The sequence below is a fragment of the Variovorax trehalosi genome, from assembly GCF_051216415.1.
In the GTDB taxonomy this organism is placed as follows: Bacteria; Pseudomonadota; Gammaproteobacteria; order Burkholderiales; family Burkholderiaceae_C; genus Variovorax.
Map to the genome: position 1 here is coordinate 127,792 of NZ_JBPJZG010000010.1, position 22,148 is coordinate 149,939.

A 22,148-nucleotide genomic window follows, 5' to 3' on the forward strand; every position below is an offset into this window, starting at 1 on the left:
TCATTGAAGGTGGGAGGTGAGGCGGCTCAGCGCATAGAGCAGCAGCAGGTAGAGCGCCATGTCGAACAGTGCCGGGTGCCACACCCAGCGGTAGAGGCCGGTGGCCGCGAGCAGGCGCCGCACGCCCCAGAGCGCGAGCAGCGCGCCGGCGGCGAGCACCATGAGCCATGGCAGGTAGAGGCCGTAGAAACTGGCTTCGCCGATCATGTGGAGGCTCCTTGGGGTTTGACTGCTGCCAGCGAAGGCGGCGCGTCAGGGAACAGGTTGCGGCGCAGGCCCACCAGCGCGGTGATGGCGGCGCGCGATGCCGAAGAGGTGTCGCGCGCGGCGAGCACCGCATTGAGCGCGTCGTCGATCTGCGGCAGCAGGCCTTGCGGCCGCGGCGTCATGCGGCCTTCGCCGCGCTGGCGGAAGAAGCGCGAGATGCCGCCCAGCAACGCAGCCGAGGTGGCCAGCGGCAACTGCGCGCGCACGCGCTGCAGCACGGCGATGTCGGCGCCCATGCGCAGGTCGCGCAGCGCGTCGTCGGCAGCCACGCCCTCGACGCTGCCGCCGGCCTGCGCGATGCGCGGCGCGAGCAGGCCGATGCGGTCGAGCATGCGCACCGCGTAGGCGTCGCCCTGCGCGTGCTGCGGTTGCGAAGAAGCGGCCATCTCGCCGAGCTCGCGCCAGGTCGCGCGCTGGATGCGGCGCGCGCTCCAGTCGGCGCCCACCGAGCGCACCAGGCGCGTGACGCGGGCCGCGACCAGCACGCCGACGATCTGGCCGATCATGCTGTTGATGAAGCTCACGAGGTCGGCGCTGGCGGTGTCGTGCATCGCGAGCGTGCCGGCCACGCCGAAGATCATCGCCATCGCGGGCATGAAGTGCGTCGGCCGCGGCAGGTACAAGCCCAGCAGCAGGAAGAGCGGCGCGCAGATCGCGACCAGCATGCCGAAGTCCTGCACCGTGGGCATGAGCACCAGCACGTAGACGGCGGAGATCGGAATGGACCACAGCGTCCATTTCAGGAAGCCGTGGATGGCCGGCACCGGATCGTCCATGGTCGCGAAGAAGCAGCAGAAGACCGCGGCCATCATGGTGGCGACCGAGCCCATGGTCCAGCCGGTGAGGATCCAGAACGCGCCGCAAAGGCAGATGGCGATGACAGCCGCGAGCGCGGAGAGCAGCGCCATGCCGTAGTCGCGGTGCAGCGCGCGGTTGCCGAGGGCGGCGGTTCGGCGCAAGGGGGCGGCGCCCTTGAGGCCCTCGTCGATGTCGAGGCGCAGTTGGGCGCAGGCGGTCCAGCCGTCGACCAGTTCTTCGAGGCGGCCGGCGAGGCCGATGCGCAGGGCGCGGCCCCAGGCGGTGGGTTGCGCGCCGGTCTCGGCTGGCGGTGTGGCGCTCAGTGCGGCGATGGCATCGCGCAAGGCTTGCAGGCGCTCGGCGCGCGAGACGTCGTCGCTCGCGGGCTCGGCTTCTGCGCGCAGCCATTGCGCGGCCTGCGCGAGCACGGCGGCCACATCGGGTGCGAGCGCGCCTTCGGCCTGTTCGAGTGCGAGCAGCCGGTCTTCGACGGCCGAGAGCGCGGGCGTGAGCGCGGCGACGCGGTCCTGCATCGTGCGGATCGCGCCGGCGGTCCAGCGCAGGTGCGTGGTGTCGAAGGGCACGTGGGTGGAGAGCAGGCGCAGCTGCGTGATGTCGCCCGCGAGGCGGCGGCGGTCGTCGTCCAGGCGCTTGGGGTCGGCATCGCTCTTGCGGCCGGCCGGCTGCAGCAGGTCGCCGAGCCACTTGCGCGCGTCCTGCAGCGTGCGGTCGAGCAGGCCCAGCACGGTCGGCGCGAGACCCGTGGGCAGCACGAGGCTGTGAACCAACGTGGCGCAGAAGATGCCGAGGCCGATCTCCTCGACGCGCGCCACGGCGGTGTCGAACAGCACCAGCGGCGTCTGCACCGACGGGAAGCCGATCAGCGCGGCCGTGTAGCCCGCGAGCATGAAGACGTAGGAGCGCGGTGTGCGGTCGAAGAGCGAGATGCACAGGCACAGGCCCACCCACAGCGCGAGCACCAGCGTCAGCAGCTCGGGCGCATTGGAGAGTGCGGGCACCAGGAGCACCGTCGCCGTGCAGCCGATCAGCGTGCCGAAGAAGCGGTACACCGCCTTCGAACGCACCGCGCCGGCCAGCGGATGGGCCACGATGTAGGTGGTCATGAGCGCCCAGAACGGACGCGGCAGGCCGGCGCGGCTGGCCAGGTACATCGCGAGCATCGCGGCGGCGAAGCTCTTGCCGGAGAACAGAAGCTCCGCGCGGCTGAAGCGCGGCAGGCGGAGCGCGGTCATTTACTTGCGGCCTTCCTGCGTTGCCAGCGCGTTGCGGCCCAGGCGCTCCTCGAGCGTGGCGAAGACGCGCAGGCACGCGGCGATGTCGTCGTCGCCGATGCCTTCGAAGAGCGTGTTGCGCATCTCGCTCAGCGCGGCTTCGATGGTGGCGCAGGCGGTCACGCCGGTGGGTGTGAGGTGCAGGGTCTTGGCGCGGCGATCGGCCGGATCTTCGAGGCGTTGAACGAGGCCCGCCTCGACCAGTTGATCGACCGAGCGAACCAGCGACGGTCCCTCGATGCCCAGCACGGAGGCGAGCATGCCCTGCCGCATGCCGTCGCCCATGCGGCCGATCATCACGATGGGCCAGGCCAGCGTCTGCGACACGCCGACATGGGCGACCGCCTTGTCGGCCACGGCACGGTAGGAACGCTGCAGCGTGGACAGCGACATGCCGAGGTGCATGAGCGCGTGTTCGCGGCTCTGGGTGGTTTTGGAGGCAGTCACGTCGGATAGCAATTAGTTAGCTTGCTATCTATTATACGGGTAACTACCGATCCGTGCAGCGGCCACGCTGGCGCCCACCTGGGGCGCCGGCGAACCGGGAAAGAAAAAACGGGGGGAAAGAAGAAAAGTGTGAAGCCCGCCGATAAGCCGGATTCTGTGCATCGGAGGTCTCTTGCGAAACTCCCGACGTGACCGCCATTACTCTGGGCCGTTTGTCGCCAAACGGCTCGATGCCACCTACCCGCCAGCTCAGCGGAACCACCTCGATACTGGCCTACTTGGTGTTGCTGCGCGCAGAGATTGCCCGTTTCACCCGAACTGAATCGGCTCGTCTCTGTTGCTCTGATCCTCACCTCACGGTGGAGAGTCGTTAACTCCTGCGCTGTCCTGTGCAGTCCGGACGTTCCTCCAGTGCGGTCTTTCGACACGATGCCCGAAGGCAGAGCGTCCCTTTCGGGCTTGCACCAGCGGCGGTCTGGCGTGCTTCACAGCGCGATTATCGCCCGGCGCGCGGGCACGCTGGTCTCACAATGCGCGGTGTCCGTCGACAAACCGCATCCAAGGAGATTTCCATGAAGGCCCAGAACATCCTCCAGACCATCGGCAACACGCCGCACATCCGCATCAATCGCCTGTTCGGCAATGCGAAGCAACAGGTGTGGATCAAATCCGAGCGCGCCAACCCCGGCGGCTCGATCAAGGACCGCATCGCGCTGTCGATGGTGGAAGACGCCGAGAAGTCCGGCGCGCTCAAGCCCGGCGGCACCATCGTGGAGCCGACCTCGGGCAACACCGGCATCGGCCTGGCGATGGTCGCGGCCGTCAAGGGCTACAAGCTGATCCTGGTGATGCCCGACAGCATGTCGATCGAGCGCCGCCGCCTCATGCTGGCCTATGGCGCCACCTTCGACCTCACGCCGCGCGCTGGCGGCATGAAGGCCTCCATCGCCCGCGCTGAAGAAATCGTGGCCGGCACGCCAGGCGCGTGGATGCCGCAGCAGTTCAACAACCCGGCCAACGTCGAGGTGCATGTGCGCACCACGGCCGAGGAAATCGCGGCCGATTTTCCCGACGGCATCGACGTGATCATCACCGGCGTGGGCACGGGCGGCCACATCACCGGCGTGGCGAAGGTGCTCAAGAAGAAGTGGCCCAAGCTGCAGGTGTTCGCGGTGGAGCCGGTGGCCTCGCCCGTCATTTCGGGCGGTGCGCCGTCGCCGCACCCGATCCAGGGCATCGGCGCGGGCTTCATTCCGAAGAACCTGGACACCTCGCTGCTCGACGGCGTGCTGCAGGTCGATGCCGAACCGGCCCGGGAAATGGCGCGCCGCTGCGCGCAGGAGGAAGGCATCCTCGTGGGCATCTCGTCCGGCGCCACGCTCGCGGCCATCGCGCAGAAGCTGCCTTCGCTGGCGCCCGATGCGGTGGTGCTGGGATTCAACTACGACACGGGCGAGCGGTACCTCTCGGTCGAGGGCTTCCTGCCCGCCTGATCCAGCTATCTCTTTCATAGCGCCCCGGCGCGTAAAATCCGCGGTCTGCTTGATAACCACAAGCCACCGCCATGCTGAGAATCTCCGAACTCAAACTCCCGCTCGACCACGCGCCTGAAGCGCTCGTCACCCTGATCGCCCGGACCCTCGACGTCCCGCTCGAAGCGATCGCCTCCCATACCGTCTTCAAGCGCAGCTTCGATGCACGCAAGGTGGACCTGCTCACGGTCTACATCTGCGACGTGCAGCTGGCCGATGCGAAGCTCGAAGCCGCCCTGCTCGCCAGGCACGCCGGCCACCCGCACATCCAGCCCGCCCCGAACATGGTCTACGTGCCGCCGGCCGACGCGCCCGAAGGCACGAGCCGCCCCGTGGTGATCGGCTTCGGCCCTTGCGGCATCTTCGCGGCGCTGATGCTCGCCAAGATGGGCTTCAAGCCCATCGTGCTCGAACGCGGCAAGACCGTGCGCCAGCGCACCCGCGACACCTGGGGCCTGTGGCGCAAGAGCGTGCTCAACCCCGAGTCGAACGTGCAGTTCGGCGAAGGCGGTGCCGGCACTTTTTCCGACGGCAAGCTCTACAGCCAGATCAAGGATCCGCGCTTCCTCGGTCGCAAGGTGATGGAAGAGTTCGTGAAGGCCGGCGCGCCGCCCGAAATCCTTTATGTCGCGCACCCGCACATCGGCACCTTCAAGCTGGTGAAGGTGGTGGAGAACATCCGGGAGCAGATCGTCGCGCTCGGCGGCGAGATCCGCTTCGAGCAGCGCGTGACCGATGTGGGCATCGAAGACGGGCAGCTGCGTGCGCTCACCGTGCTCGACCAGACCACTGGCCAGTCGAGCGAGCTGCGCGCCGACCATGTCGTGATGGCGCTCGGCCACAGCTCGCGCGACACCTTCGCGATGCTGCACGCGCGCGGCGTTCACATCGAGGCCAAGCCTTTTTCCATCGGCTTTCGCGTCGAGCATCCGCAAGGCCTCATCGACCGCGCGCGCTGGGGCCGCCACGCGGGCCACCCGCTGCTGGGCGCAGCCGACTACAAGCTGGTGCACCACGCGAGCAACGGCCGCTCGGTCTACAGCTTCTGCATGTGCCCGGGCGGCACGGTGGTCGCGGCCACCAGCGAGCCGGGGCGCGTGGTCACCAACGGCATGAGCCAGTACTCGCGCAACGAGCGCAACGCCAATGCGGGCATCGTGGTCGGCATCGACCCGAAGGATTTCCCGGGCGATGCGCTCGCCGGCATCGCGCTGCAGCGCGAACTCGAATCGAACGCCTATGTGCTCGGCGGCAGCAACTATCACGCGCCGGGGCAACTCGTCGGCGACTTCGTGGCCGGCAAGCCCTCGGCCGCGCTCGGCAGCGTGACGCCTTCGTACAAGCCCGGCGTGACGCCCACCGACCTGCGCGAGGCCCTGCCCGCCTATGCCATCGAGGCGATGCGCGAAGCCTTTCCCGCCTTCGGCCGCAAGATCAAAGGCTTCGACCTGCACGACGCGGTACTCACCGGCGTGGAAACGCGCACCTCGTCGCCGATCCGCATCACGCGCGGCGACGACTTCCAGAGCCTCAACGTGCGCGGCTTGTACCCCGCCGGCGAAGGCGCGAGCTACGCGGGCGGCATCCTCTCGGCCGGCGTGGACGGCATCAAGGTGGCCGAAGCGGTGGCGCGCAATGTGCTCGCCGCCGCGGAACGCGAACGCACGGTCAAGGCCTGATGCACGCCGCGCACTTCGCACGCCCCACCGCCGGTGAATTCGCCGTCGCCACACTGGCCATGGCCGCGGTGGTGCTGGCTTCCAACATCCTGGTGCAGTTCGCCATCAACGACTGGCTGACCTGGGGCGCCTTCACCTATCCGGTGGCCTACCTCGTGAGCGATCTCGTCAACCGGCGCTTTGGCCCTAGCATGGCACGCCGCGTGGCATGGGTCGGCTTCGCGGTGGCCATCGTCGCGTCGCTCCTGCTCGCGCCGATGCGCATCGCGCTCGCCTCAGGCCTGGCCTTCATCGCCTCGCAGCTGCTCGACATCCGCGTGTTCGACCGCCTGCGCCGCGGCCTCTGGTGGCGCGCGCCGCTGGTGGCGACGGTGATCGCAGCGGTCCTCGACAGCATCGTGTTCTGGGGCATCGCCTTCGCGGGCACCGACGGACCCTGGCTCACCTGGGCCGCGGGCGACCTCGCGGTAAAGCTCGGCGTCGGCGTGCTGATGCTGCTGCCGTTCCGCCTGTTGATCGGGCGGCAAGCCGCGCGTGCCTCGGCCCTGAGCCACTGAAAGACGACGATGTCCAGCGACGACTTCCACTTCTACGAGCCCGCCAAGGGCCACGGCCTGCCGCACGATCCGTTCAACGCGATGGTCGGCCCGCGCCCCATCGGCTGGATCTCGTCGCAGGACGAGAACGGCGTGCTCAACCTCGCGCCCTACAGTTTTTTCAACGCCTTCAACTACACGCCGCCGATCGTCGGCTTCGCCAGCATCGGCGCGAAGGACAGCCTGCACAACATCCGCCAGACGCGCGAGTTCGGCTGGAACCTCGCCACGCGACCGCTGGCCGAGCGAATGAACCAGTCGTGCGCGGCCGTGCCGCCCGAGGTGAACGAGTTCGAGCTCGCCGGCCTCACGCCGGCGGCCTCCAAGCAGATCGCCGTGCCGCGCGTGGCCGAGAGCCCGGTGTCCTTCGAGTGCCGGCTCACGCAGATCGTCCAGCTCGAAGGCGTGGACGGCGTGCCGGTGCAGACCTGGCTGGTCCTCGGCGAAGTGGTGGGTGTGCACATCGCGCACCACCTGCTGAAAAACGGCATCTACGACACCGCGGCGGCGCAGCCCATCCTGCGCGGCGGCGGTCCGGCCGACTATTTCGAGATCAGCCCCGACAATATGTTCAGGATGTTCCGGCCGCGCTGAGCGCAGAACCGGTTTTTCTGTTGTTCCCCTTTCATCCCATCGCGCCCACCGCCGAGCCCCACCGTATGACCGACGCATCCACCGCAGCCCCGAACACGAACGCGCGCAACGCACGGCGCCAGCGCCCGGACCTCGCCGAACAGCTGCAACAGCTGAAGACCGGCGCCAGTGCCGATGCAGGTGCCGACGCGCAAGCGCCGGCCGAGCAGCAACAGCAAGAACAGCGGCCGCCGCGCGAGAAGAAGCCGCGTCCGCAGGGGCAAGGGCAACAGCCCCGTCAACAGCAGCAGGCCCGGAAGCCGCAAGCGCAAGGTCAGCAACAACAACCCCAACGCGCGCCGCGCAAGGTCAACCCGGTGCTCGAGCGCCTGTTCGAGCTGTACCCGCAGCTCTTCGGCGCACGCTTCGTGCCGCTGAAGCTGGGCGTGTACGAGGAGCTGATCGCACGCCACCCGGAAGACTTCAAGGCCGAAGACCTGAAGATCGCGATGGGCCAGCACGCACGCTCGACGCGCTACCTCGAAAGCGTGGCCGCGGGCCTCGCGCGCCACGACCTCGACGGCAATGCGCTCGACCCGGTTGCGCCCGAGCATGTGCACCACGCCATCCTCGAACTGCACCGCCGCCGCATGCATCGCAACCCCGGTGAAGACCTGCGCCCGCAACTGGTGGCGCGCATCGCCAAGGCGATCGAGGCCTCGGGCCTGGACCGCGAAGCCTATGCCGTGCTCGTGCGCTCGCGCGATGCGAACAACAATGCGGTGGTCGACGAAGCCTTGGCGGAGCTCGCACAACAGGCCGCCAAGCGCGAGGCGCTGCTGCGCGCCTTCGAGGCCAGCGGCCGCACCGAGCAGGAGTTCGCCGAGATGTACGGCATGAAGCCGGGCGAGGTGGCGCGCACGCTGCAGCATGCGCGCGCCGAAAGGCAAGCACCGGCTGCGGCTGCAGAACCAGCTACCCCCACGGAGCCCACAGAACCCGCTGCGGACTGACACGCCAGGCGCCTCCGGGCGTCAACCGCCCATAAAAAAACCGCCAGGCAAAACTGGCGGTTTTTTTCTTTCGGCGGCGGCGCCGCGGTGATGTCAGCGCGCGTTCTGCAGCGCAGCGATGCGCTCCTCGATCGGCGGGTGCGTCGCGAACAGCTTGCCGATGCTGCCGGTGATGCCCATGGCTTCCACGGCCTTCGGCAGTTCGCCGGCCGGCAGGCCGCCCAGGCGCGCAAGCGCGTTCATCATCGGCTGCTTCTGGCCCATGAGCGCGGCGGCGCCGGCGTCGGCGCGGAACTCGCGCTGGCGCGAGAACCAGGCCACCACCATCGCGGCGGCAAAGCCGAGCACGATGTCCAGCACGATGGTGCTCACGTAGTAGCCGATGCCGGGGCCCGAGGAGCGGTCGTCGCCGCGGCGCAGGAAGCTGTCGACCGCGTAGCCGATCACGCGCGAGAGGAACACGACGAAGGTGTTCATCACGCCCTGGATCAGCGTCATCGTGACCATGTCGCCGTTGGCGATGTGCGCCACCTCGTGGCCGATAACGGCCTCGACCTCTTCGCGCGTCATGTTCTGCAGCAGGCCGGTGGAGACGGCGACGAGCGAGGAGTTCTTGAAGGCGCCGGTGGCGAAGGCATTGGGCTCGCCCTCGAAGATCGCGACCTCGGGCATGCCGACGCCGGCCTTGTCGGCGAACTTGCGCACGGTGGCGACGATCCAGGCCTCGTCGGGCGACTGGGGGTTGTCGATCATGCGCAGGCCGGCGGTCCACTTGGCCATGGGCTTGCTGATGAGCAGCGAGATGAATGCACCGCCGAAGCCCATGATGAGCGCGAAGCCCAGCAGCGCCGTGAGGTTCAGGCCGTTGGCCGTGAGGAAGCGGTTGACGCCGAGCAGGCTCGCGACGATGCCGAGCACTGCGACGACCATCACATTGGTCAAAACGAACAGAAGGATACGTTTCAAGTTGAATTCTCCGTGGGGAACTGCCGCTCAGATGAGGGCCGGCGGGCCCTCTTCAAGCCATGCGGTATTGCGAGCGCTTCTTTGTTGTTTGAATACTGACGCGGCCCCGGCATGGCGGCTGCGGGTAGAGCAATGATAGGAGCAAAAGTTCTACGGACGGGGGCGGAAGACCTTCGGATCGTCGTAGTACTCGGCCGACACATTCCCGGCACACCACCCCGGTACGCCCAGCACGGGAAGCGGCACGAAGGGCTTTTGCGCGAGCCAATCCGGGCCCAGGCGCCGGGCCAGCGCGGCGTCATCCAGCGTGTTCGAATGCGCAGCGTCCGGCAGCAGCACGTGCGCCGTCGCGGCCTTGCGGGGCACGACGAGCTTTTCGAGCAGCGCATGGCCGAATACGAGCAGCCGCGCGTCGGACCACTGGGCGCGCCGCGTCACGAAAAGGGTGTGCCAGTCCCGCGCCACCAGCGCCTCCCACAGCGCGGGCGGCGCATCGAGCACCGCGCCGTTCTCGTCGAACAGCGTGAGCGCGTCGCGCAGCGGGCCGCGCGTGGCGCCGATGCCGGTGCGGGCAATCTCGGCGGCCTGCAGTTCATTGAGGCGTCGCTTGGACTCGGGAAACGCGAGCCAGACCAGGCCGTTGAAGAAGTCGTGCAGGTTGTCGCGCGTCGGCACGGTGCGGGTCTGGAAGATGTGCGCTTCGTAGGCCTGGCCGGCGGGCAGGTTGTCCTGATGCACGAAGTCGGGCGCCGAGGGCGGCTTGATGGCCTGCAGTGCCGAAGCGACCGATGTGTCGCTCATGGCTTGCGCAGCCGCTTCGCCATGGGCGCGATAGGGCGCGAGCCAGGGCTGCGCCCAGTCGACCGCCGGCAGCATCGACTCAGAGCGCGGAAGCGCCCGTCCAGCGGATGCGGTCCGGGTGCTGCAGCACGGCGAACTCCGCGGTGAGCTTGTCGAACAGCTTGAGCGAACTGCCGCTCTTGCTGAGGAGGCCTGCGGTGCGCAAGGCTTTCGCCACGTCGTTGAGCGGCACGTCCTTGCCGCTGCGCAGGGCGGGCGCGGCCCGCAGGATGAATTCGGCAGCTTCGGAGACCGGCTGCTGCGAGGGCTGGGGCTCCGCCGCGGCCCGCGTCGTCTTCCTGGCGGCCGTCTTCGTTGCCGCTTTCTTCGCAGGCGCCGTCGTGGTGCTCTTCGCGCGCGCAGTCTTCACCGCAGGCACCTTCGCCGTGACCTTCTTGGCGGCCACGGTGCGGGCCGCAGGCTTCGCGCTGTGGTGCGCCAGATCGATGAAGCTGTCGTACACCCCCACCGTCTCGTCGCCCGTCTTGCCTTGCTGGCCGATGCCGCAGACACGGCAGCCCTTCTCGCGCAGCCGGCTCACGAGCGGCGCGAAGTCGGAATCCGAGGACACCAGCACCACCACGTCGGGCCGCTCGGCGATCACGAGGTCGATCGCGTCGACCGCGAGCGCGATGTCGGTGCTGTTCTTGCCCGCCGAGAGATTCACCATCGGCCGCACCGAAAGCTGCTTGAACAGCGCCTGCCGATTGACCGCCATCTCGGCATTGCAATAAGCGCGGCGCACATGGATGGCGCCGTACTCGTCCATCGTGCGCTGCACGGCTTGCTCGATCACGTCGGCCGAGACGTTGTCGGCATCGATCAGGAGCATCACGCGCAGCGTGGGTGTCATACGAGTTTCCAGTGGATGGTTTCGCCGCCGCGCAAGGGCTTGAGCGTGGCTTCGCCGTAGGGCACGGTCTCGGGCACGGTCCAGGTCTCGCGCTTGAGCGTGACGGTGTCCGTGTGCCGCGGCAGGCCGTAGAAGTCGGGGCCATGGAAGCTCGCGAAGCCTTCGAGCTTGTCGAGCGCATTCACGCCGTCGAAAGCCTCGGCGTAGAGCTCGATGGCGGTCAGCGCGGTGTAGCAGCCGGCACAGCCGAGCGCGTGCTCCTTCAGGTGCGCGGGGTGCGGTGCGCTGTCGGTGCCGAGGAAAAAGCGGTCGCTGCCGCTCGCTGCCGCCTCCACCAGCGCGACGCGGTGCGTCTCGCGCTTGAGCACCGGCAGGCAGTAGTAGTGCGGACGGATGCCGCCGGTGAAGATGGCGTTGCGGTTGTAGAGCAGGTGGTGCGCGGTGATGGTGGCGGCCGTGAAGCGGTCGGCATCGCGCACGTAGTGGGCGCCCTCTTTCGTGGTGAGGTGCTCGAACACCACCTTGAGCTCGGGGAAGTCGCGGCGCAGCGGAATCATCACGCGGTCGACGAAGACGGCCTCGCGGTCGAACAGGTCGATGGCGGGATCGGTCACCTCGCCGTGCACCAGCAGCAGCAAGCCGTGCTTCTGCATGGCTTCGAGCGTCTTGTAGGTCTTGCGGATGTCGGTCACGCCGGCATCGCTGTTGGTGGTCGCGCCGGCCGGGTAGAGCTTGAGCGCGCGGACGCCGGCTTCGGCGGCCAGGGCGATTTCCTCGGGCGGCAGCTTGTCGGTGAGGTAGAGCGACATCACCGGCTCGAAGGCGATGCCTTCAGGCACCGCGGCGCGGATGCGGTCGCGATAAGCCACGGCCTGTGCGGCGGTGGTCACGGGGGGACGCAGGTTCGGCATGATCAGCGCGCGGCCGAACTGGCGCGCGCTGTGCGGTACGACGGCTTCGAGCGCGGCGCCATCGCGCACATGCAGGTGCCAGTCGTCGGGGCGGGTGATCGTGAGGGTGTCTGTCATGGCGCGGGGATTGTCGCACCGCCTCCCCGCGGCGCCCTCCGGGTTACGCGTGCAGGAACACCCTGCAGATATTCCCGGCCGTGTGCCGGCTCCAGCTCGCATGGTTGACCGAGCAGCGCGCACCCTTGTTCGGCGGCCAGGGATCGAAGACGCGCAGCGTGGTGCCGGCGTCCCCGTCGCCGCGAATGCCCGCCACGACGACCATGTGCCCCGGACAGCCCGCCGCATGGCCCTTGGCGCCCCAGCGCAGGTCGAACATCAGCAGCCCGTTCTCCAGCGCGGTGCGCATGGCGCCGACCGTCCAGGACACCGCCGGCTGCTGCAGCGCCAGGCCGTGCGCGGACGCGAAGAGCGCATCGGCCGTCATCGCCTCGTCGGCGTCCGCGAAGCTGCGCAGCCCGCCGTCCTCGGCGATCAGCTCGCCCGGCGTGCGCGCGACCACCGCCGGCACGGTGGAGCGCGTGATCATGGCCGCGGCGGCCGCCCAGCACAGGGCGGGCGCGGGCTGCGGGATCAGCGCGACCGGATGCAGGATCGGCACGCGGCCCTCGCAGCCGAACACGACGTTCTGCGTACAGGGGCCGGCCTCGCCGTCCTCGACGAGCCAGTTCGCAGCCTGCAGCCGGCGCACGGCCATCCGGGTGAACGGACCGTAGTCGCCGTCGATCACGAGCCCGGGTCCGGGCTGCAGCTTCCTGTTCAGGGCCTCCTGCAGCCTGCGGACATCGGCCCCGCGCGAGCCTTGTCTCAGTGTTGTCATCGGTTCTTGCCCTCGCCCACGCGACTTTGTCTCTCGAAGCGGGGCGGCTGCATTGTGGAAAGCGGGGCGCCGCTGCGTCTATCGGTCGGATGGCATAGCCGGGATGGCGGCATCGCCGCGATCAGCCCGCAATAGCCAGCACATGTCTGGGGCCTCTGCGCCGGCTGGCACATGTCGTGCTTGAGATTTTCTTTCGCCCTTTCCGTCATCCCCACACCGGAGTTCCATGTGAAGCGTGCTGCCCCCGCCCTGTCCCTGAAACCCCTGGCCGCCTGCGCGGCACTTGCCATCCTGGTCTTCGCATCGCCCGCCGCGCTGGCCCAGGAAAAAACGCTGCGCATCGCCATGACCGCGGCCGACATTCCGCGCACCCTCGGCCAGCCCGACCAGGGCTTCGAAGGCAACCGCTTCACCGGCATACCGATCTACGACGCGCTCACGCAGTGGGATCTGTCGAAGGCCGATGCGCCCAGCGTGCTGATTCCCGGCGTCGCCACCACATGGACGGTCGACGCGAAGGACAAGACCAAGTGGGTCTTCAAGCTGCGCCCCGGCGTCAAGTTCCACGACGGCTCGGCCTTCAATGCCGATGCGGTGGTGTGGAACGTGCAGAAGGTGCTCGACAAGGACGCGCCGCAGTTCGACCCGAGCCAGGTCGGCGTCACCGCCTCGCGCATGCCCACGCTCAAGTCCGCCCGCAAGATCGACGACATGACGGTCGAGCTCACCACCAGCGAGCCCGACGCCTTCCTGCCGATCAACCTGTCGAACCTGTTCATGGCTTCGCCTGCGCACTGGCAGAAGAAGTTCGACGCGGCGACCGGCGCCACGCCCGCCGACAAGGCCAAGGCCGCCTGGACCGCCTTCGCCGCCGACCCGGCCGGCTCGGGCCCGTTCAAGGTCACGCGCTTCGTGGCGCGCGAACGCCTGGAGCTCGCCGCCAACAAGACCTATTGGGACGCCAGGCGCGTGCCCAAGATCGACAAGGTCGTGATGATCCCCATGCCCGAAGCCAACGCCCGCACCGCCGCGCTGCTGGGCGGACAGGTCGACTGGATCGAGGCGCCCTCGCCCGACGCCATGGCGCAGATCACGCAGCGCGGTTTCAAGATCTATTCGAATGCGCAGCCGCATGTGTGGCCGTGGCAGCTGTCGTTCGCCGAAGGCTCGCCCTGGCTCGACAAGCGCGTGCGCCAGGCCGCCAACCTGTGCATCGACCGCGGTGGCATGAAGCAGTTGCTGGGCGGCATGATGGCCGAGCCCAAGGGCACGGTGCCGCCGGGCCACCCGTGGTTCGGCAAGCCCACCTTCGACATCCGCTACGACGTGAAGGCCGCGCAGGCCCTCATGACGCAGGCCGGCTACTCGGCGGCCAAGCCGATCAAGGTGAAGGTGCAGATCTCGGCCTCGGGCTCGGGCCAGATGCAGCCGCTGCCGATGAACGAATTCGCGCAGCAGTCGCTCAAGCAGTGCTTCTTCGACGTGCAGTTCGACGTGATCGAATGGAACACGCTCTTCACCAACTGGCGCAAGGGCGCGAAGGACCCGTCGGCCAACGGCGCCAACGCGGTCAACATCAGCTTCGCGGCGATGGACCCGTTCTTCGCGATGGTGCGCTTCGTGAGCACCAAGGCCTTCCCGCCGGTGTCGAACAACTGGGGCTACTACGGCAACGCCGAGGTCGACAAGCTGGTGGCCGATGCGCGCACCAGCTTCGACGACAAGGCGCGCGACGCCGCGCTCGCGAAACTGCACACGCACATCGTGGACGACGCACCGTTCGTGTGGATCGCGCATGACGTGGGCCCGCGCGCCATGTCGGCCAAGGTGAAGAACGTGGTGCAGCCGAAAAGCTGGTTCATCGACATCGCGACCATGACGATGGACTGAGCGTTTCCCTCCAGCCAGCCACGAGCCAGCCATCTCCATGTTCACCTACCTCCTGCGCCGCGTGATCTACGCCGTGCCGATCATGATCGGCGTGGCCCTCGTGTGCTTCCTGCTCGTGCACATCGCGCCCGGCGATCCGCTGGTGTCGATCCTGCCGCCCGACGCCTCGGCGGACCTGCAGGCGCAGTTGCGCGAGCTCTACGGCTTCAACCGCTCGCTGCCCGAGCAGTTCGCCATGTGGGTCTGGCGCGCGCTGCACGGCGACCTGGGCGTGTCCATCGCGAGCAACCGCGCGGTGGCCGGCGAGGTGTTCACCGCGGTGGGCAACACGCTGCGCCTCGCGGTGGTGGCCACCTTCATCGGCTTCGTGCTGGGCTGCCTCTTCGGCTTCGTGGCAGGCTACTTCCGCAATTCGTGGATCGACCGCTTCGCCTCGATGTTCTCGGTGCTCGGCGTGAGCGTGCCGCACTACTGGCTGGGCATGGTGATGGTGATCGTGTTCTCGTCGCAGCTCATGTGGCTGCCGGCCACGGGCGCCGGCCCGAGCGGCTCGGACGACTGGGCCTGGAACTGGGAGCACCTGCAGTTCCTCTTGCTGCCGGCGCTCACGATGTCAGTGATTCCGATGGGCATCATCGCGCGCACGGTGCGCGCGCTGGTGGCCGACATCCTCGACCAGGAGTTCATCGTCGGGCTGCGCGCCAAGGGGCTCACGCACCTGGGCGTGTTCCGCCACATGGTGAAGAACGCGGCGCCCACGGCGCTGGCCGTGATGGGCCTGCAGCTGGGCTACCTGCTGGGCGGCTCGATCCTGATCGAGACGGTGTTCTCCTGGCCCGGCACCGGCTTCCTGCTGAACTCGGCCATCTTCCAGCGCGACCTGCCGCTGCTGCAGGGAACGATCCTGGTGCTGGCGATGTTCTTCGTGGTGCTCAACCTGCTGGTCGACGTGCTGCAGACGCTGCTCGATCCGCGCATCGCGCGCGCCTGAAGAAGGAAGCCGACAAGCCATGTCCACCGTGCTCGCTTCTTCTCCCACCGCCGCGGCCGTCGAACCGCTGCCGGCGCAACGCTCGCGCGGCTACTGGGCCTCGGTCTGGCTGCGCTTTCGCCGCGACCCGGTCGCGGTCGGCGCGGCCATCGTCGTCCTGCTGCTGATCGCGCTCGCGGTGTTCGGCCCCTGGCTCGCGCCGTCCGACCCGTACCAGTCGTCGATGCTCAAGCGGCTCAAGCCCATCGGCACCGAGGGCCTGCCCTTCGGCAGCGACGAGCTGGGTCGCGACATGCTCTCACGGCTGATCGTCGGCGCGCGGCTGTCGCTCTTCATCGGCATCACGCCGGTGCTCTGCGCCTTCGTGCTGGGCACGGTGATCGGCATCGTCGCGGGCTATGCGGGTGGTCTCACCAACACGCTGATCATGCGCACCATCGACGTGTTCTACGCGTTCCCTTCGGTGCTGCTGGCCATCGCGCTCTCGGGCACGCTGGGTGCGGGCGTGGTCAATTCGCTGATCTCGCTGACCATCGTGTTCATTCCGCAGATCGCACGCGTGGCCGAGAGCGTGACCACGCAGGTGCGCACCCGCGACTATGTGGAGGCGGCGCGCGCCTCGGGCGCCAGCCCCTTCACCATCGTGCGGGTGCATGTGCTGGGCAACGTGCTCGGGCCGATCTTCGTGTACGCCACGAGTCTCATCGCGGTGTCGATGATCCTGGCCTCGGGCCTGTCGTTCCTGGGCCTGGGCGTGAAGCCGCCGGAGCCCGAGTGGGGCCTGATGCTCAACACGCTGCGCACCGCGATCTACGTGCAGCCATGGGTGGCCGCGCTGCCGGGGGTGATGATCTTCATCACCTCGATTTCCTTCAACCTCCTGTCCGACGGCCTGCGTTCGGCCATGGACAACAAGGGCTGAAACCATGGAAGCTCTGAAAGACATCGGCGGCCCCGCGCAGCCGCTCCTCACCATCACGGGCCTGGTCAAGCACTTCCCGCTCAAGAAAGACCCGCTGGGCCGCGGCGGCGGCGTGGTGCGCGCCGTGGACGGCGTGGACTTCGAAGTGATGAAGGGCGAGACGCTCGGCGTGGTCGGCGAATCGGGATGCGGCAAGTCGACCACCGCGCGCCTCCTGATGCAACTGATCGAGCCGACACGCGGCGAGGTGATCTTCGACGGCCGCGAAGTCGGCAGCCGCGACCTGCCGCTGAAAGAATTCCGCCGCCAGGTGCAGATGGTGTTCCAGGACAGCTACGCCTCTCTCAACCCGCGCCTCACCATCGAGGATTCGGTCGCCTTCGGGCCGCAGGTGCATGGCGTGTCGCGGCGCGAGTCGGTGGCGCGGGCGCGGGACCTGCTGGCGCGCGTGGGCCTGGCGCCGCAGCGCTTTGCCGAGCGCTATCCACATGAGCTTTCCGGAGGGCAACGGCAGCGCGTGAACATCGCGCGGGCGCTCGCATTGCAGCCGCGCATGGTGATCCTCGACGAGGCCGTGTCGGCGCTCGACAAATCCGTAGAAGCGCAGGTCATCAACCTGCTGCTCGACCTGAAGACGGAGTTCGGCCTCACCTACGTCTTCATCAGCCATGACCTCAACGTGGTGCGCTATGTGAGCGACCGCGTGATGGTGATGTACCTGGGGCAGGTGGCGGAGATCGGCCCCGCCGATGCGCTGTACGAAACGCCCGCGCATCCGTACACGCGCGCCTTGCTGTCCTCGATGCCGTCCATGGACCCGGACAACCGCACCGAGGTGGCGGCGCTCGCGGGCGATCCGCCGAACCCGATCAATCCGCCGTCGGGTTGCCGCTTCCATCCGCGCTGTTCGATCGCGGCGCCGGTGTGCAGCCAGGTCGTTCCCGAGCGCATCGCGACGGATTCGCAACATGCGGTGAGCTGCCTGGTTCACGAGGCGGGCAGCGGGCATCCAATGGCACAGCCGCAACCCTTCTTGCAGAGGCAGGCCGCATGAGCACAGCAGCAGAGACAGAAACTGCCGCCACCGGCCCCATGGTCCGGCTGCGTGACCTGAGCGTCACGTTCAGCGGCGGCCGCAAACCCGTGCATGCGGTCAGCGGCGTGAGCCTCGAAGTACAGCGCGGCGAGGTGGTCGCGCTGATCGGCGAATCGGGCTCCGGCAAGAGCGTGACCATGCGCACCTTGCTGCGCCTGCACCCCGAGCGCCGCACCCGCATGGGCGGGCTGGTGAAAGTGGCGGGCCGCGACGTGCTCGCGATGTCGCAGCGCGAACTCGCGGACTTTCGCGGCAAGGTCGCCTCGATGATTTTCCAGGAGCCGTTGCTCGCGCTCGATCCGGTGTATTCGGTGGGCGCGCAGATCGTCGAGTCGATCCGTCGCCACGAGCCCGTGAGCCAGGCCGAGGCGCAGCAGCGCGCGCTGGCCCTCTTCGAACGCGTTCGAATTCCGAGCCCCGAACGGCGGCTGCAGGCCTATCCGCACGAGATGTCGGGCGGCATGCGCCAGCGCGCCATGATCGCGCTCGCCCTCGCCTGCAAGCCGCAACTGCTGCTGGCCGACGAGCCGACCACGGCGCTCGATGCCACGGTGCAGATCCAGATCCTGTTGCTGCTGCGCGAGTTGCAGCGCGACCTCGGCCTCTCGGTGATCTTCGTCACGCACGACATCGGCGCGGCTGTCGAAGTGGCCGACCGCATCGCGGTGATGTACGCGGGGCGCATCGTCGAGGAAGGCACGGTGCGCGAGCTGATCCGCTCGCCGCGGCATCCGTACACCATCGCGCTGCTCAAGAGCCGGGCGCACGGCGCACTCGCGCGCGGCACGCGGCTGGAAACCATCGGCGGTGCGCCGCCCGATCTTTCGGCGTTGCCGCCCGGCTGCTCCTTCGCCGAGCGCTGCGCGCTCGCAAGCGATGCCTGCCGTGCCGCGCAACCGCCGGTGATCGAGCTCGCGCTGAATCACCGTGTACGCTGCATCCACACGGAGGCCGCCGCCGCCATTGCGCCCGTGCTGGTTGCCTGAACTTTCCTTCTTCACGTCCATCGCCATGCCATTGCACGATCCCGCCCACGCCTTCGTTCCCTACCCCGATGCGCCGGTGGCGCGCGCCAGCACCGGCCCGCTGTCGGACCTGAGCTTTGCCGCCAAGGACCTGTTCGACGTGGCCGGCTATCCCACCGGCGGCGGCAACCCGATCGTGCTGGCGATGTCGGGCATCAAGACCCGCACCGCGCCCACGGTGCAGAAACTGCTCGATGCCGGCGCGCGCTTCGCGGGCAAGACCGTGACCGACGAGCTCGCGTTCTCGATGAACGGCAACAACGCGCACTTCGGCGCACCGGTCAATGGTGGCGCGCCGCTGCGCATCACGGGCGGCTCGTCGTCGGGGTCGGCCTCGGCGGTGTCGTCGAATCTGTGCGACTTCGCGCTCGGCACCGACACCGGCGGTTCGGTGCGCGCACCAGCCAACCACTGCGGCCTGTACGGTCTGCGCCCGACGCACGGCCTGGTGAGCCTGGAAGGCGCGCTCGACCTCGCGCCGAGCTTCGACACCTGCGGCTGGTTCGCCCGCGACGTTGGCACCTTCGCACGCGTGGCCGATGTGCTGCTCGGCGCCGATGCGCAGGCCCTGCCCGAGCGCGTGCGGCTGCTGCGGCCCGACGACGTCTGGGCACTGGCCGTGCCTGCCGCGGCCGCAGCGCTGCAAGGCGCGGCCGATCGCGTGCAAAGCCTGCTCGGCCCCGCGCAAGGAACGACGGTGGCGCTGGAATCCTTCGATGCGATGTACTGGAACTTCCGCTACCTGCAATCGCGCGAGGCCTGGACCACTGACGGCCCGCTGATCGAACGCTACGCGCCGCCGCTCGGCCCGGGCGTGGCCGAGCGCTTTGCGTGGTCGCGCGAAGTGACCGATGCGCAGGTGGCGACCGCGCGGGTTTTCCACACCGCGTTTCGCGCGCACCTGAGCGCCCTGCTCGGTACCGACGGCGTGCTGCTGATGCCGACCATGCCCGATATCGCACCGCTGCGCAGCGAGAGCGAGGCGTCGATGGAGGACTATCGCAATCGCGCGATCCGGCTGCTGTGCATTGCGGGGCTGGCCGGCTTTCCGCAGCTCTCGATGCCGCTCGCGACACGCGATGGCGCGCCGCTGGGCATCTCACTGCTGGGGCCGGCGGGGTCGGACCGGTCGCTGGTCGCGCTGGCCGAGCGTATCGCGGGGTAATACAGGGCCATGCGGCCTGGGTTAGGCTGGCGTTCCCACGTTCCGCACAGAAGCGCCATGTCGAACAATACCCAGGTCACCACCCCCAAGCAAATCGCCGCCTCGCTCACCGAGTTCTGGTCGCCGCGCGTCGTCGCCGAAGTCGACGACGCCTACATCAAGGTCGCCAAGGTCCACGGCTCGCTCGCCTGGCACAGCCATGACGACGAGGACGAGCTGTTCATGGTGCTCAAGGGGCGCCTGCGCATCGAGATGGAAGCGGGGCTAGTCGAACTCGGCGAAGGCGAGATGTTCGTCGTGCCCAAGGGCGTGCGGCACAACCCGGTCGCCGACGAGGAATGCCACCTGATGCTCATCGAGCGCAAGACCACGCTGCACACCGGCAGTACCGTCACCGAGAAGACGCGCTCGCTCGCAGATCAGTTGCGCCCGGTCTAGTTCAGCACCACGCTGCCCGGCGCGCGCAGCCAGCACACATCGCAATCGACAGCGTCTGCGGCACGCTCGATCACCACGAAGTCCCCCGCATCGACCGCCAGCAGCGCGTGGTGCCAGGTGCCGGGCGCGAGCACCACGCCTTGATGCCCGTCGGTGATGAAGGCCGAGATGTCGCTGGCCGACTCGGGTGCATCGCCCGCGCGCGCCACCACGATCACGAAGCGACGCTCGCCCAGCGGCACGAAGGCCTGGCTGCCGAGCGCATGCCGTTCCATCTCCGTGACCTCGTGCGGAAAGCTTCGCGCCTGCGCGCGGAACAGCGCGAGCATCGGCCGGCCGCCGTCGGTATCGAGTTGCAGATCGCCGAGCAGGTCGAAGCGCCGTGCGTTGCCGCTGTTGATGAGACGGCCTCCGCCGGCAGGAGCCTCGATCACCGTGCCGAAGGGCGCAAAGGCCGTGGATGTGAGCGGTTGCGCGACGAGCGGCGCGGCAATGGGCGATTCGGCATTCATGCCGCGATTGCAGCAGAAACCGTGCCGCGGGCACGTTCGAGGTCGCCCAGCCATTGGGCGTAGGCTTCGGCGCGCTCGCCGTCCGCAAGCCGCAGCAGCGCCGAAGGATGCAGGGTCACGAACACCGGCCTGCCATCGCTGCGCTCATGCAGCCACGCACCGCGCTCGGCCTGCACCGCCACTGCCCGTCCCAACAGCGCGCGCGCAGCCGTGGCACCGAGCGCCACCAGCCCCTGCGGCCTGACGAGCGATATCTCGCTGTCGAGCCAGTGCGCGCAGGCCAGGGCCTCGCGCTGCGCCGCCGTCTTGTGGATGCGCCGCTTGCCGCGCAGCTCGTACTTGAAATGCTTGACGGCGTTGGCCAGGTACACGCTGTCGCGCGCCCATCCCAGTTGCGCCATCGCCCGGTCGAGCAGTTGGCCGGCCGGGCCGACGAAGGGGCGGCCCATCAGGTCTTCCTGATCGCCGGGTTGTTCGCCGACGAGCATGTGTTGCGGCGCCAGCGGGCCCTCGCCGCACACCGCCTGGGTGGCGAGCGCGCCGATGGGGCAATCGCGGCAGGCATGCGTTGCCGCGCGCAACTCGGCCAAGTCGGCGGGCGCCACACCCACGGCCGGCTTCAAGTGCAGCGCAATGGGCGCCCGGATGCGGCGTGCGGGCGTGGGCGGCGCATCGATCATCGACTGGCTGCGCGCCTCGGCCGCGTCGGTCAGCGGCTGGATCAGCGCGGCCTCGGGCAGGTTGTGCCAGTAGCGGCGCGGCATCTCGCGCCGCATCATCGCGACCTTCAGGCGCGCGGGGTTGAAGATGTGTTCGTAGTAGGTGAGCCAGAGCTGCTCGCCCGCATCGGGCGGCGGCTTCTCGCGGCGGTCGGCGCCCTCGCCGAAGGCCAGCGTTTCGCCGTTCCATTCGACACACCGCTCGGGCGTGAGGATGGCCCAGCGCATCTGCGCGAAGCGGCGCGCGAAGAAGGGGGCGTTGGCCTCAACGATGTGGTGGTCGGGTTCGAACCACGCAACGTGGCGCTCGAGCCCGTCTTCCCCCATGACCCGGGTGAAGCGCACGAAGGCGCGCATCTTGTGGATGTCGCGGTGCACGGCCTTGGCCATCAGCTGGGCCTGCATCATGTCGGCGTCCAGCGGGTCGTGCCGCAGCGCAGGCTCGTGCGCGAGGCGCCAGAGCAGGCGGTACAGGAGCGCGAAGCGTTGCGGGGCGCGGTGCAGGATCACGTCGCCGCACAGCGCGACAAAGGATGCGGGCACGGCATGCCGCGCGCCGGCAGCGGGCATTGCGGACGGCGCCAGGTCGTGCGGCGCGCCGAAGAGATCGGCTGCGCCGTCGCCCGCCTGTTCCCCATTCCACTCGACGCAATCCGGCGCCACGCCCGCCGCGAGCAACTGCCGCGCGTGGCGGCGAAAAGCGTCGAGATCGACCGGGTCATCGAGCCGCACGTGCATCGCGGGCC

General features: G+C 68.6%; 22 protein-coding genes and 1 other RNA gene. 12 read left to right on the top strand and 11 right to left on the bottom strand.

Annotated features, from left to right (window positions below):
* The 4 genes from ACSFA7_RS29875 to rnpB all read right to left on the bottom strand — a co-directional run bounded on the left by ACSFA7_RS29875 (position 1) and on the right by rnpB (position 3,291).
* Positions 1-207 (bottom strand): DUF1656 domain-containing protein, encoded by a 207-nt coding sequence (locus ACSFA7_RS29875; protein WP_013539373.1) that lies wholly within the window; start codon positions 205-207, stop codon positions 1-3.
* Positions 204-2,318 (bottom strand): FUSC family protein, encoded by a 2,115-nt coding sequence (locus ACSFA7_RS29880; protein WP_435502694.1) that lies wholly within the window; start codon positions 2,316-2,318, stop codon positions 204-206. Before ACSFA7_RS29880 ends, ACSFA7_RS29875 begins: the two co-directional genes overlap by 4 nt.
* The gene (locus ACSFA7_RS29885; protein ID WP_435502777.1) at positions 2,319-2,762 is read right to left on the bottom strand and encodes a MarR family winged helix-turn-helix transcriptional regulator; all 444 of its coding nucleotides are present in this window, start codon (positions 2,760-2,762) and stop codon (positions 2,319-2,321) included. It lies immediately after the preceding gene.
* A 169-nt stretch (positions 2,763-2,931) separates the two neighbouring features.
* An RNA gene (gene rnpB, locus ACSFA7_RS29890) (RNase P RNA component class A) lies at positions 2,932-3,291 on the bottom strand.
* 85 nt (positions 3,292-3,376) lie between these two features.
* Between rnpB and cysK the strand changes: the two genes are divergently transcribed.
* The 5 genes from cysK (at position 3,377) to ACSFA7_RS29915 (ending at position 8,197) form a co-directional block, all read left to right on the top strand.
* Complete coding sequence (cysK, locus tag ACSFA7_RS29895; protein WP_307510640.1) at positions 3,377-4,297, top strand: cysteine synthase A; 921 nt, start codon at positions 3,377-3,379, stop codon at positions 4,295-4,297.
* Between the two features lie 71 nt (positions 4,298-4,368).
* Positions 4,369-6,015 (top strand): NAD(P)/FAD-dependent oxidoreductase, encoded by a 1,647-nt coding sequence (locus tag ACSFA7_RS29900; RefSeq protein ID WP_435502695.1) that lies wholly within the window; start codon positions 4,369-4,371, stop codon positions 6,013-6,015.
* The gene (locus ACSFA7_RS29905) at positions 6,015-6,572 is read left to right on the top strand and encodes a VUT family protein (RefSeq protein ID WP_435502696.1); all 558 of its coding nucleotides are present in this window, start codon (positions 6,015-6,017) and stop codon (positions 6,570-6,572) included. Before ACSFA7_RS29900 ends, ACSFA7_RS29905 begins: the two co-directional genes overlap by 1 nt.
* A gap of 9 nt (positions 6,573-6,581) precedes the next feature.
* Complete coding sequence (locus ACSFA7_RS29910; protein WP_435502697.1) at positions 6,582-7,205, top strand: flavin reductase family protein; 624 nt, start codon at positions 6,582-6,584, stop codon at positions 7,203-7,205.
* Between the two features lie 65 nt (positions 7,206-7,270).
* On the top strand, positions 7,271-8,197 hold the full coding sequence (locus tag ACSFA7_RS29915) for a ProQ/FinO family protein (protein WP_435502698.1): 927 nt from the start codon (positions 7,271-7,273) through the stop codon (positions 8,195-8,197).
* Between the two features lie 93 nt (positions 8,198-8,290).
* Here ACSFA7_RS29915 and htpX read toward each other — a convergent pair whose 3' ends face one another.
* The 5 genes from htpX to ACSFA7_RS29940 form a co-directional block, all read right to left on the bottom strand.
* Positions 8,291-9,163: a protease HtpX gene (gene htpX / locus ACSFA7_RS29920; RefSeq protein WP_013539363.1), complete on the bottom strand. Its 873-nt coding sequence runs from the start codon at positions 9,161-9,163 to the stop codon at positions 8,291-8,293.
* Positions 9,164-9,313: 150 nt separating this feature from the next.
* On the bottom strand, positions 9,314-10,039 hold the full coding sequence (locus tag ACSFA7_RS29925; RefSeq protein WP_435502699.1) for a DUF3025 domain-containing protein: 726 nt from the start codon (positions 10,037-10,039) through the stop codon (positions 9,314-9,316).
* 4 nt (positions 10,040-10,043) lie between these two features.
* Positions 10,044-10,856 (bottom strand): NYN domain-containing protein, encoded by an 813-nt coding sequence (locus ACSFA7_RS29930; protein ID WP_435502700.1) that lies wholly within the window; start codon positions 10,854-10,856, stop codon positions 10,044-10,046.
* Positions 10,853-11,884 (bottom strand): dihydroorotase, encoded by a 1,032-nt coding sequence (gene pyrC, locus ACSFA7_RS29935; protein ID WP_435502701.1) that lies wholly within the window; start codon positions 11,882-11,884, stop codon positions 10,853-10,855. Before pyrC ends, ACSFA7_RS29930 begins: the two co-directional genes overlap by 4 nt.
* 43 nt (positions 11,885-11,927) lie before the next feature.
* Entirely contained in the window at positions 11,928-12,644 is a 717-nt protein-coding gene (locus ACSFA7_RS29940) for a peptidoglycan-binding protein (protein WP_435502702.1), read from the bottom strand.
* A 228-nt stretch (positions 12,645-12,872) separates the two neighbouring features.
* Between ACSFA7_RS29940 and ACSFA7_RS29945 the strand changes: the two genes are divergently transcribed.
* Genes ACSFA7_RS29945 through ACSFA7_RS29975 form a run of 7 tightly spaced genes read left to right on the top strand, consistent with a single transcriptional unit; the run spans position 12,873 to position 20,171 of the window.
* Entirely contained in the window at positions 12,873-14,534 is a 1,662-nt protein-coding gene (locus ACSFA7_RS29945; RefSeq protein ID WP_435502703.1) for an ABC transporter substrate-binding protein, read from the top strand.
* A gap of 37 nt (positions 14,535-14,571) precedes the next feature.
* The gene (locus ACSFA7_RS29950) at positions 14,572-15,525 is read left to right on the top strand and encodes an ABC transporter permease (protein WP_435502704.1); all 954 of its coding nucleotides are present in this window, start codon (positions 14,572-14,574) and stop codon (positions 15,523-15,525) included.
* 19 nt (positions 15,526-15,544) lie between these two features.
* Positions 15,545-16,447, top strand: a complete 903-nt coding sequence (locus ACSFA7_RS29955) for an ABC transporter permease (RefSeq protein WP_435502705.1) — start codon at positions 15,545-15,547, stop codon at positions 16,445-16,447.
* A 4-nt stretch (positions 16,448-16,451) separates the two neighbouring features.
* Positions 16,452-17,501, top strand: a complete 1,050-nt coding sequence (locus tag ACSFA7_RS29960; protein WP_435502706.1) for an ABC transporter ATP-binding protein — start codon at positions 16,452-16,454, stop codon at positions 17,499-17,501.
* Between the two features lie 38 nt (positions 17,502-17,539).
* A complete protein-coding gene (locus ACSFA7_RS29965) occupies positions 17,540-18,529 on the top strand; it encodes an ABC transporter ATP-binding protein (RefSeq protein WP_435502778.1) in 990 nt (329 codons plus the stop codon).
* 25 nt (positions 18,530-18,554) lie between these two features.
* A complete protein-coding gene (locus ACSFA7_RS29970; protein WP_435502707.1) occupies positions 18,555-19,733 on the top strand; it encodes an amidase in 1,179 nt (392 codons plus the stop codon).
* Positions 19,734-19,790: 57 nt separating this feature from the next.
* Positions 19,791-20,171 carry a cupin domain-containing protein gene (locus ACSFA7_RS29975; RefSeq protein ID WP_435502708.1) on the top strand — a complete coding sequence of 127 codons (381 nt, stop codon included), beginning with the start codon at positions 19,791-19,793 and terminating at the stop codon, positions 20,169-20,171.
* On the opposite strand, the gene ACSFA7_RS29980 is transcribed toward ACSFA7_RS29975, so the two are convergent.
* A complete protein-coding gene (locus ACSFA7_RS29980; protein ID WP_435502709.1) occupies positions 20,168-20,683 on the bottom strand; it encodes an ureidoglycolate lyase in 516 nt (171 codons plus the stop codon). The two genes, ACSFA7_RS29975 and ACSFA7_RS29980, sit on opposite strands and share 4 nt — an antisense overlap.
* Positions 20,680-22,140, bottom strand: coding sequence for a UdgX family uracil-DNA binding protein (locus ACSFA7_RS29985; RefSeq protein WP_435502710.1), 1,461 nt, complete (start codon positions 22,138-22,140; stop codon positions 20,680-20,682). The genes ACSFA7_RS29980 and ACSFA7_RS29985 overlap by 4 nt, the downstream gene beginning before the upstream one ends.
* Positions 22,141-22,148 lie beyond the last annotated feature (8 nt).

Coding starts and splice junctions, on each gene's coding strand:
- ACSFA7_RS29875 (WP_013539373.1), bottom strand. CDS start 207: ATGATCGGCGAAGCCAGTTTCTACGGCCTCTACCTGCCATGGCTCATG.
- ACSFA7_RS29880 (WP_435502694.1), bottom strand. CDS start 2,318: ATGACCGCGCTCCGCCTGCCGCGCTTCAGCCGCGCGGAGCTTCTGTTC.
- ACSFA7_RS29885 (WP_435502777.1), bottom strand. CDS start 2,762: ATGCACCTCGGCATGTCGCTGTCCACGCTGCAGCGTTCCTACCGTGCC.
- cysK (WP_307510640.1), top strand. CDS start 3,377: ATGAAGGCCCAGAACATCCTCCAGACCATCGGCAACACGCCGCACATC.
- ACSFA7_RS29900 (WP_435502695.1), top strand. CDS start 4,369: ATGCTGAGAATCTCCGAACTCAAACTCCCGCTCGACCACGCGCCTGAA.
- ACSFA7_RS29905 (WP_435502696.1), top strand. CDS start 6,015: ATGCACGCCGCGCACTTCGCACGCCCCACCGCCGGTGAATTCGCCGTC.
- ACSFA7_RS29910 (WP_435502697.1), top strand. CDS start 6,582: ATGTCCAGCGACGACTTCCACTTCTACGAGCCCGCCAAGGGCCACGGC.
- ACSFA7_RS29915 (WP_435502698.1), top strand. CDS start 7,271: ATGACCGACGCATCCACCGCAGCCCCGAACACGAACGCGCGCAACGCA.
- ACSFA7_RS29925 (WP_435502699.1), bottom strand. CDS start 10,039: ATGCTGCCGGCGGTCGACTGGGCGCAGCCCTGGCTCGCGCCCTATCGC.
- ACSFA7_RS29930 (WP_435502700.1), bottom strand. CDS start 10,856: ATGACACCCACGCTGCGCGTGATGCTCCTGATCGATGCCGACAACGTC.
- pyrC (WP_435502701.1), bottom strand. CDS start 11,884: ATGACAGACACCCTCACGATCACCCGCCCCGACGACTGGCACCTGCAT.
- ACSFA7_RS29940 (WP_435502702.1), bottom strand. CDS start 12,644: ATGACAACACTGAGACAAGGCTCGCGCGGGGCCGATGTCCGCAGGCTG.
- ACSFA7_RS29950 (WP_435502704.1), top strand. CDS start 14,572: ATGTTCACCTACCTCCTGCGCCGCGTGATCTACGCCGTGCCGATCATG.
- ACSFA7_RS29955 (WP_435502705.1), top strand. CDS start 15,545: ATGTCCACCGTGCTCGCTTCTTCTCCCACCGCCGCGGCCGTCGAACCG.
- ACSFA7_RS29960 (WP_435502706.1), top strand. CDS start 16,452: ATGGAAGCTCTGAAAGACATCGGCGGCCCCGCGCAGCCGCTCCTCACC.
- ACSFA7_RS29965 (WP_435502778.1), top strand. CDS start 17,540: ATGGTCCGGCTGCGTGACCTGAGCGTCACGTTCAGCGGCGGCCGCAAA.
- ACSFA7_RS29970 (WP_435502707.1), top strand. CDS start 18,555: ATGCCATTGCACGATCCCGCCCACGCCTTCGTTCCCTACCCCGATGCG.
- ACSFA7_RS29975 (WP_435502708.1), top strand. CDS start 19,791: ATGTCGAACAATACCCAGGTCACCACCCCCAAGCAAATCGCCGCCTCG.
- ACSFA7_RS29980 (WP_435502709.1), bottom strand. CDS start 20,683: ATGAATGCCGAATCGCCCATTGCCGCGCCGCTCGTCGCGCAACCGCTC.
- ACSFA7_RS29985 (WP_435502710.1), bottom strand. CDS start 22,140: ATGCACGTGCGGCTCGATGACCCGGTCGATCTCGACGCTTTTCGCCGC.